Origin of the sequence: Oceanobacillus sp. MO10714A, from assembly GCF_037072045.1 — a bacterium.
GTDB lineage: Bacteria > Bacillota > Bacilli > Bacillales > Amphibacillaceae > Oceanobacillus > Oceanobacillus indicireducens.
In genome coordinates this window covers 46,745-56,347 of sequence record NZ_JAXHDC010000018.1, presented here as the reverse complement: position 1 = coordinate 56,347, position 9,603 = coordinate 46,745, and the positions used below count along the sequence as shown (strand labels likewise).

Annotated in this window: 10 protein-coding genes; 4 read left to right on the top strand and 6 right to left on the bottom strand. The window is 35.9% G+C overall.

The features are described from left to right. The first annotated feature begins 529 nt into the window (after positions 1 to 529). The 3 genes from SPD53_RS11030 (at position 530) to SPD53_RS11020 (ending at position 2,743) form a co-directional block, all read left to right on the top strand. A complete protein-coding gene (locus SPD53_RS11030; protein WP_336252577.1) occupies positions 530 to 784 on the top strand; it encodes a helix-turn-helix domain-containing protein in 255 nt (84 codons plus the stop codon). A 517-nt stretch (positions 785 to 1,301) separates the two neighbouring features. Beyond that, a complete protein-coding gene (locus SPD53_RS11025; RefSeq protein WP_017795842.1) occupies positions 1,302 to 1,487 on the top strand; it encodes a DUF3173 domain-containing protein in 186 nt (61 codons plus the stop codon). 38 nt (positions 1,488 to 1,525) lie between these two features. Then, complete coding sequence (locus SPD53_RS11020; RefSeq protein ID WP_336252576.1) at positions 1,526 to 2,743, top strand: tyrosine-type recombinase/integrase; 1,218 nt, start codon at positions 1,526 to 1,528, stop codon at positions 2,741 to 2,743. A gap of 145 nt (positions 2,744 to 2,888) precedes the next feature. Here SPD53_RS11020 and SPD53_RS11015 read toward each other — a convergent pair whose 3' ends face one another. From SPD53_RS11015 to SPD53_RS10995, 5 genes are all read right to left on the bottom strand, one after another. Next, positions 2,889 to 4,097, bottom strand: a complete 1,209-nt coding sequence (locus SPD53_RS11015) for a tyrosine-type recombinase/integrase (protein ID WP_336252575.1) — start codon at positions 4,095 to 4,097, stop codon at positions 2,889 to 2,891. Beyond that, positions 4,090 to 4,296 carry a DUF3173 domain-containing protein gene (locus SPD53_RS11010; protein WP_336252574.1) on the bottom strand — a complete coding sequence of 69 codons (207 nt, stop codon included), beginning with the start codon at positions 4,294 to 4,296 and terminating at the stop codon, positions 4,090 to 4,092. The genes SPD53_RS11015 and SPD53_RS11010 overlap by 8 nt, the downstream gene beginning before the upstream one ends. 422 nt (positions 4,297 to 4,718) lie before the next feature. Further along, the gene (locus SPD53_RS11005) at positions 4,719 to 4,973 is read right to left on the bottom strand and encodes a helix-turn-helix domain-containing protein (RefSeq protein ID WP_336252573.1); all 255 of its coding nucleotides are present in this window, start codon (positions 4,971 to 4,973) and stop codon (positions 4,719 to 4,721) included. Beyond that, on the bottom strand, positions 4,957 to 5,394 hold the full coding sequence (locus tag SPD53_RS11000; RefSeq protein ID WP_336252572.1) for an RNA polymerase sigma factor: 438 nt from the start codon (positions 5,392 to 5,394) through the stop codon (positions 4,957 to 4,959). Before SPD53_RS11000 ends, SPD53_RS11005 begins: the two co-directional genes overlap by 17 nt. Before the next feature lie 388 nt (positions 5,395 to 5,782). Continuing rightward, complete coding sequence (locus tag SPD53_RS10995; protein WP_336252571.1) at positions 5,783 to 6,358, bottom strand: sensor domain-containing protein; 576 nt, start codon at positions 6,356 to 6,358, stop codon at positions 5,783 to 5,785. A gap of 190 nt (positions 6,359 to 6,548) precedes the next feature. On the opposite strand from SPD53_RS10995, the gene SPD53_RS10990 reads away from it, so the two are divergent. Beyond that, positions 6,549 to 8,357: a hybrid sensor histidine kinase/response regulator transcription factor gene (locus tag SPD53_RS10990; protein WP_336252570.1), complete on the top strand. Its 1,809-nt coding sequence runs from the start codon at positions 6,549 to 6,551 to the stop codon at positions 8,355 to 8,357. Positions 8,358 to 8,898: 541 nt separating this feature from the next. On the opposite strand, the gene SPD53_RS10985 is transcribed toward SPD53_RS10990, so the two are convergent. After that, positions 8,899 to 9,525: a LysE family translocator gene (locus SPD53_RS10985; protein WP_077604222.1), complete on the bottom strand. Its 627-nt coding sequence runs from the start codon at positions 9,523 to 9,525 to the stop codon at positions 8,899 to 8,901. Positions 9,526 to 9,603 lie beyond the last annotated feature (78 nt).

The following is a 9,603-nucleotide window of genomic DNA, read 5'->3' as shown; positions in this document are numbered from 1 at the left end:
CGGGAAATATACGAAGGTCATCATCCACTTTCCAAAAATCAGAAATTATTATCATTTATAAGTATAATGGTGGGGTTAAAGAAATTGGTTAATCGGAAAATAGTATCAAATTAAAGGTGTTCAAGTAGAATAATGTTTATCGTAAGGCTTAAGAAATATTAAATAATATAGCCAATAGTAAGTGCATTAATTGAAAATAGCTAAAACCAGGTTTTTATTATATTTTGATCGATTTTTTCAAAAATTGTTCTATTAATACCACGATTTAAAAAACTTTATTTTGTATTATTCATTATTATGTTCGATCAGTTTTTATGTGAATTGTAATAAAATAGAGTTTGACATTTAAAGTATTTCTTGTTTTGGTCCTTAATATTAAATATTAAAAATGATTCTACCTAACTGTTAATATTCAGTTGGGTTATTGTTTTTTAAAAACTTTTTCTCTGATTTTTGGCATTTTACAAAAAAACTTGTTGAAGGTAATGAAAGGGGAAATCATCAAGACGTTTTTTGGAGGAGCATGCAGATGAATGGGATGATTAATACTAATACGGAAATCAATGAGCGTGGCTTTTTGCCGTATCCAATCATTTTAGCTGCAAATAAGGGTGAGCTAGAAGCAATGAAAGTAGTTGTTCTACATTATGGAAGCTATATGACAAGCCTATCCATGCGTAAGCTCCGTAATGAACAAGGAAACACTTATTGGGGCATCGACGAAGATACACGCGAACGCTTACGAGCGAAGCTTATGCAATCTGTTTTAACTTTCAAAATTTGAATACAGAATGGTTAGGTTTTCCCTTTCATTCATCATATATTTGTTCTTTGACAAAGAAAGCACGGAAGATTACGCCGTGCAGTATAAGCAAAAAATCAGATACGTTCTACTGATGATGAGCCAATTGATTCATACGCCATGACTTTCGTTAGAAACGAGCGATAATCTATGAATCTAATGTAATCGTGGTGGATTGCTAGCGATAACTCATTAGTTAGGATAATGATACTCCCCTATCGTCATGGTTCGAGCGTTTGAACCGTCGCAAGCTATGAGTAGGGCTGGAAGAAATACTTGCAGGGGTGAAATTCCCGTGGAGCTGCACCAGCAGCCGTCTGATTTTTTATATTCAATTTAGCAAGATAGGTTAAAGTAACTATCAAGTTATGACATTAAATCCTTTTTATTTTAGTGCAAGAGCCAAATTCACGCAACATATTAGAATTAGTTTTATAGAAGCGATATAATAATAGACAGATATCAAATAGCATATCCTAGTCTATGGAAAGGAGTTCATATGGTCACAGTCACTAAAAAAGACTTAATAGCACTAGGTTATGGTCCCTCTTTTTCAGCTGATATCATTAGAGAATGTAAAAAACTAATGATTTCAAAAGGACATGCGTATTATCAATCTAAAAAGTTAGATCGTGTTCCTAAAGAAGCTGTTGAAGAAGTATTAGGGATAACTTTAGATGTGTGATTTGTACTTCTTGCACTAATTGCGTAAGGAGTGAAATCATGACTAAAGATATCGTAAAAAAGGCAAAGAACGGAACTTATTATTTTAGGGCAAATTTAGGATATCACCCCATCACTGGCAAGCAAATTCAGAAGTACCGCAGTGGTTTTAAGACAAAAAAAGAAGCAAGGGAAGAATATTCGAGGTTACTGCTTACAAAGTCAGACGCATTAGAAGAAAAGCAAGATGACGTTTTATTCCAACATTTTATTGAAGATATTTTCTTACCTTGGTATAAAACACAAGTAAAAGGAAGAACGTACGATAATCGATTACCAACTGTAAGAAAACATTTCACTTTTTTTAATAACTTAATCACAACAGAAATTACCCCGATTCATGTTCAAAAATTGCAATTAGCGTTATCTAAAAAGAAGTATCGTTCTTCTTATATTAGAAATGTTCAAGGGTTGTTTTCTATGGCAATGGATCGAGCTGTTGTTTTAGGGTTAGCTGAAAATAATCCATCAAAAATTGTAGGTAATGTGAAGAAAACAAAGACAAAAATAGACTTTTGGACAAAAGAGGAATTTGAAAAAGTCATCTCTCTTTTCTATAAAGAAGATTATTATCAACATTTTTTATTTATTTCATTGTGGTTTTTATTTATGACAGGCATGCGAATTGGAGAAGCCACTGCGGTTCAATGGGAAGATATTGACTTTGACAAAGGTCTGTTATATATCGATAAAACACTTTACTATAAGAATTTGGATAATTATTCTTTTGTAGAACCAAAAACAAAGGCTAGTGTTCGTCATATTGCATTAGATGGAGATACATTAACGTTACTCCGCGAATGGAAGGACGTGCAGCAATCTGTCGTTCAAACCAATTTTGTAATGAGCTATAATGGTATCCCCACACAAAAGCATACGTTAGCGAATGCCATTACACGTTTTTCAAAAAAAGCTGGGGTTCATCGAATTAGATTACATGCTTTAAGACATTCTCACGCTTCTTTGCTTATTAGTATGGGCGAAAACCCATTAATCATTAAAGACCGCCTAGGGCATGAAGATATTGAAACGACACTCGGCACTTACGGACATTTGTATCCAAACAGTAACTTTGAAGTAGCCTATAAATTAGAAGGTATTATGTCTTACCAAACAGCAACAGAAAATGAAGATACTTCACCCAAGAATCAATTCACTGCTCGTTACCTACGTAAAGGTTTAAAAACAAATAATGCAATAACAATGCAACGAAAATAGAGTAAAGAGCCGAAACCCTTATAAACAAAGGGGTTTCAGCTCTCCTTCTACTACTCCCACTCCAAGTTTGCAGGTGACGTCAAAACATTGTTAAATCAACGTTTATCGCACCTTTAAATTGTTTTGGCGGGGATTCTGGCGGAACTTATTTTTTTACTGCTTGATTACCATTAAATGATATACCTGATTTTTCTGCTGTTCGTATATTAATGTTACCTGTCATCTCTTCCGCAATCAGTTCATCTACTCCAGACCACATATGTGAATAATGCTTTAACGTAATTTCTGGACTCGAATGTCCCATACGCTTTGATAAAATCAAAACAGAAACGTTAAATTCATTAATGAGATAAGACGCATGCGAATGTCGGAGCCCTTTAGCTTGAATACGATGAACATTTGCCAGTTTTGCATACCGTTGAATAATTCTAGCAAGCGTCGATTTAATCATTGGCATTCCATCATAACTAAAAACGAAATCGTCAATCCCTATTTTTGACTGTCGCCGTTTCCATTCTTGCAACACTTGTATTGTATCTTCATCCAAAGAGATGATCCGTTTGCCATCCTCTGTTTTAGTATAATTTTTTCGTGTCCAATTACTTTTATTTCGTAAATACAAGGAATGGTGAACGCGAAGCCGTTTATTTTTAAAATCTACATCATCCCACCATAAGGCCGTTCCCTCACTAACTCGTATTCCTGTCATGAAATACGTCCACAACATCACAAAACATAAGTGTTCATAAAAATCATCCAGACAAATAGTAGAAATAACCTTCTCAAATTCCGTTTTTGTCCAATAAGGAACAACTGCTTTTCCTTTAGGAATGGCTTTCACCTTTTTAGATACATTTACTTCTAGATATTGCATATCAACTGCCATATCTAGACTTTTACGAAACATACCAAATACCAAACTTGCATATGCCTGAGAATATCCGGCTCCTTTATCAGAAAGTAACCAGGTTCGATACCGTTGGACATCTTCTACTGCTAAGGAACGAAGCTCAATGTTTGAAAAGCGATCTCTCATACTTTCTAACGTTCGTTTACGAACATAAAAAGTACTTTCTTCCACTTCTGTTTCATAAGCTGGAATGTACACAGTGTCCATGAATTGACCATACGTCATATGATAATTTCCATAACCATTTGCTTGATGGTATTCGTTTTTCACCCGTACCAATTCTTTATAAGCTTGTAAAGCAGAAGTAAACTTTCTTCCTTGTTGATTTGTACGTCCCTTTTTACGAAGTCGCTTTCCAGTAATGCGATCTGTTCCTAATTCCGTTTCATAGAAGTATTGTCCATTGTTATCAATATAGACCCCTGCATATTTGGTTTTAGCCATGACCGTCTTCCTCCAATTCTAGTTCACACCCTAGAATCGATTCGACTGTCATTTTTGGTACACGCCCTAAGCGCTTATTATTATAAAATGGATACCCTTTTTGTACCATGATTTGTTTGGCTTGTCTAATAATTCGTATCGAAGTATATTTAGGATACCCAAGTTGAATTAAATCATCTTTTGTAATCAGTTCCTTCATTAACATATACCTCCCTTTTCTCTAACAGAGGAATACATACTAGAAACAACGATTCTCTAATTTACTTCACTATTTTTAAAAAATCAGACGACTGTTGGTACAGCTCCACGGGAATTTCACCCCTGCAAGTATTTCTTCCAGCCCTACTCATAGCTTGCGACGCTTCAAACGCTCGAACCATGACGATAGGGGAGTATCATTATCCATACTGATGAGTTATCGCCAGCAATCCACCACGATTGCGTTAGATTCATGGATTATCGCTCGTCCCTATTGGGAGTCATGGCGTGTGAATCAAGTGGCTCGTCATCAGTAAAACGTATCTGATTTTTTTGTTTATACTGCACAGCGTTATCTTCCGTGCTTTCTTTGTCAAAGAACAAATTATGATTATTGAAAGGGAAAACCTAACCATTCTGTACTCAAATTTTGAAAGCTAAAACAGATTGCATAAGCTTCGCTCGTAAGCTTTCGCGTGTATCTTCATCGATGCCCCAATAAGTATTTCCTTGCTCATCATGAAGCTTACGCATGGATAGGCTTGTCATATAGCTTCCATAATGCAAAACAACTACTTTCATTGCTTCTGGCTCACCCTTATTTGCAGCTATAATAATTGGATATGGTAATAAGCCACGTTCGTTATTTTTAGTATTAGAATTAATCATCCCATTCATCTGCATGTTCCTCCAAAAACCGTTTTAACCGTTCAAAAGAGCTTGTCCGTCTATACTGAACTGTACTGCGTGGAATATCGAGCAGTTGACCAATTTCCACATCAGACAGTTGAAAAAAATAGTATAATAGGACAGTGATACGCTTTTCATTTGGCAAGGTACGCATTGCTTCAGAAAGTAACTTCGGAGTGATTTTCTTTCCAACCACTTGAAAACTTTGCTCATCTTCTCCTTCATATTGCTTATCTAAGGTAAAGAGTTGGTTTTCTTCTTGTGGTGTGAGGTCAGAAAATGTCATCTCCTTTGCTTGTTGTTGTCGTCTCTCGTTGTAAATATTGATTGCTTCATTCTTCAACACACGTTTACAAAAAGCGTTAAATGCACAGCAAACCTGCCACTCGGTTCGATTTGGTTCTATCATGCATTTCCTCTCCCTTCGCAACTGCAAAGGTGGGTGATGATTTCCCCTTTCATAACCTTCAACAAAATTTTTTATAAAATGCCAAAAATATCAGTAACTTTATTTTTTAAAAAACATATAAGGCCCAACTGATAATCAACCAGTTGGGCATAAAAATTGATATTTTGCTAGATGCTGTTTGTTGTGACATTACTGCTATAATGATTTCATAATTATCCAAGATGTTTTTGATATATCGTAGCTTAAAAAAAAGCAAAATTAATGTCCCCTTATAAAATCCTTTTTTAAAGGGAGAAACGGAGGTTTAGATTTTTTTAATCTCCATTTGATAAATTCACTACCTATAGTAAAGCCTTGTCCTCCTTTATTACATACGATCATAAAACGCTTATCGCCAGCTTCGAATCGTTTCCAATATATTCTCTGTATAACTCCCTGCCCACTTTACAATTCTTTCCGCCAAACGGGGTAACAATAACAATAAAATGATTCCTGCTATGCAAGCTACTATAGCACGTGGTAATGTATTAATCGCAATCATCATCACGGTCATATCAAATAATCTATACAAATAAGGAGATAAAATCATAGCGATTGGCAGTAAATAACAGACAAAAGCAGCAATAAAAGTGAAGAAACCTAGAATAAATCTTGGAAAAATCATGATCCCCACAGCAAACCATTTTCTTTTGTCTGAAATTTCCTTTGTCACTTTATCTTGTGGATCCCATTTTAAGCTAGGGATATTTATATGCGCATATTTTTCTGCTATTTTTCGATCCAAATCCAGAAAAAAAGGAATCGTCCGAAAAACTCCTGCTAAAATCGGAATACCAACAACTGTAAAACTTACTCCAACGGAAAATGTTACGCTTATTAAATAAAAAGCAAAATATAAGAAGCCAATGAAAAACCAAAGGAGCAAATACACAAAATTTTTAAAATTTGAGATAAGCATTTTCATACAGAAAACCACCTTTTCTTTTAATAATGAAGTAGCATTAGATTCCTCACTGTCCAATACTTATTTCATTATCCGTATTTCACGTCATAAGGCATAGTGACATTTTGTCATTTGTTTTTCATGACTGATATTCATAATACCTTGTAGTAAAATAGTGATAGTCACATCATTAAATAAGCGGGGTTCTATTATGTATGACATCATCAAAAAGTGGTACTGGTATGACTGGATGGTATTTGCTGTTCGCTCCATTTGGTTACTCTCTGTCCTAATCGGCTTGTGGGAATTTCATAGTATTTTATCATTTCCGTTTTGGATTCTGTTTGGATTGCCTTTCATTGTCTTTTCAATTCCATTTTTAATTCAGCAATTTTTTAGAAAATACTTCATACTTACGGAGATCATCATTTCTGGAAGCTATTGCATTTTTTTGACATTCCTTCTTCATGATGCATTATGGCAGTTTATCCCGATTGCTTTTGTGATAGGGTTTTACAGTATCCTAAGAGTCTATATTTGGTCCGGACCTTTAACTATTGTGGTCATTCCTTTTATCATCGGAATGGTAACCGATCAATCTTTGACTGACACTTTTCTTCGTTTAATATCGAATTATGGTGTAGCATTTGGACTTGGTTATGCTTTTCAATTACTTGTGACCAACCATAAGCAAAGCTTGATCATCCATAAGCAAAACAGTGTGCTTGAACAATATGTATACGAGGTGGAACAACTTACTCTGCAGGAGGAGCGTAATCGTTTATCGCGGGAGTTGCATGATACGGTCGGTCATACGTTTACCACGATGATCATGGGTATGGAGACAATCCATTCTTCGTTGGCGGATGAAAAGGTTGGACATAAACTGAACGTTTTACTGAACACGGCACGTGACGGTTTACAAGACATGCGAAAGCTTGTACATCAGTTGGAACCATCCGCAATGAATTTATCACTTGTTCAATATGTAAAACAGTTAATTGACAAATTTATGGAAAGTACGGATACGTCTGTTAAATTTCGATATTTTGGAGATGAATACAACTTATCAAAGGAAGTTAAATTAACGATTATTCGTTGCATTCAGGAAACATTAACGAACGCTGTTAGACATGGGCAAGCAAGTGAAATTAAAGTATCTTTATACTTCGACAGCTTGGAGCTACGCTTGCAAGTTGAAGACAATGGTGTATTGGAACAAGCGAAAAAAATTGAACTCGGCTTTGGCTTACGTGCGATGAAAGAAAGATTGCAGGCTTTGCAAGGAAATTTATCCATACATACAGACAATATGGAAGAAACGGTGATTATCTGTACTATTCCAAGAAACAGCGAAGCTAATACCGAGACGCTCAAGGTAATCTTAGTAGATGATCAACCTGGCATTTTGGATGGGTTGAAGACAACTTTGGAGAGTCACAATCAACTGCAAATTGTCGGTATTGCTGAATCTGGAGAAGATGCCTTATCATTAAGTAGCCTAAACCAGCCCGATATCGTGCTTATGGATGTAAATATGCCAAATATGAATGGAATAGAAGCCATGGAAGCGATAAAGGAGAAGAATCCCATGATCAAGATTGTGATTCTTTCATCTTTTGAGAATATCGATCAAGCGGTAGAGGCTCTGCAAAAAGGAGCAAATGGCTATTTACTTAAGTCTATTCAAGCAAAAGAGCTCATTGATACCCTTCGTTTCATTCACCGTGGAGATACCATTATCTACCATGAAATTGCTAATCAGGTGTTTGAAAAATTGAAGGAGCAAAATATTTCAGCTGGTAAACATGACAAAAATGATTATGGACTGACATCTCGAGAAATTGAAATTATTCACTATTTAGCCAAAGGTATGCGTTACAAGACCATTGCCGCTAGACTTTTTCTATCTGAAGGTACAGTTAGGAATTATGCTTCCGAAATGTACGCCAAACTTGGTGTAAACAATCGTGACCAAGCTGTAGAAAAGTGTATAGAAAATGGATTGATATCTCATTGATCTCTTTCAGGAATTTGGGTTCAGGCCGGGAGGAATATGGGAGTTATGTTCATGATCAATACGGTGGTAAATTTCCCCGAAAAGCATTAGCGCTAAACATAATGAAAGAAGATACTCAATTCACAGTATATGCACCAGTGAGAAACGGAGCACGTAATGGAAAATGGACGGACCCAAGCACTAGCCAGAACAACCGGCAAGACAATTGATAGGCTGTAGGTGCAGACTACAAGCTTCCTTACTCTAAGATAGATGAGCAAAGCTACGTACAAAGTGAGTCGTACTTTAGAACACCGTGGCGTCAAGACTTCGATCGCTTGAAAATAACGAACTATTCGTCGGTTATCGATCAGTGGTTTGAGTACCTCCCAATCATGCCACATTTGAATCACATGAAGTCAAGCAAGTTCCTTTATGATTAAAGTAGTGCTTTTGATCATTCATACTTCTGCAGATTGATTTCTAGAAAAAGTGAAAAAATTATTATAACATTTAAAAATCCGTATGCGAAATGCAGTTTGCATTATCACATACGGATTTTTTATCGCTGTTGAAAAGCTACTTTTACACCAAGCCAAATATAAATCAAACCTGCAAATTTTCCACTCCATTGTCCAAGTTTGGCAGTTCTCTTCATCAAACGGCCAATGAGTCGAACACTGATAGCAATCAAGGTAGTGTAAAGACAACTCATAATCACAAATATCAAACCTAGCAATAAGAATTGAACTATCGCAGTGCCCTTTTCAGGATGGACAAATTGAGGCAGAAAAGCTAAAAAGAAAATAGCCGTTTTTGGATTCAATACCTCTGCCAAAACGGCTTGTCTGTATGATTGAAGGTTTGATGACTTTGAGACGGAAGGAAGGTCTTGTTTATTGGGCTTTTCTGCAATAGCTTTAAGCCCCATATAAATCAAATAAACTGCCCCAGCATATTTGACAAGATTAAATGCAGCAGCTGAAGTCATCAAAATAGCAGACAGCCCCAAAACAGCAAACATTGTATGTATGAAATCACCTGTTGCAATGCCTAGCCCTGTTAGAATCCCTGTTTTTCTGCCTCCTCGTATGGTGCTGGACAAAGTTAAAAGCACCGCAGGACCGGGTACCAAAAATAAACCTAAAACCACTACAAAAAATGTTCCTAATGTTGAAAACTCTATCATTTAAATATCGCTCCTTTTACTAGAATACTCATCACTTTAGTTATATCGCTAATATTTTCCCTGTATAGAGTTAGTGGG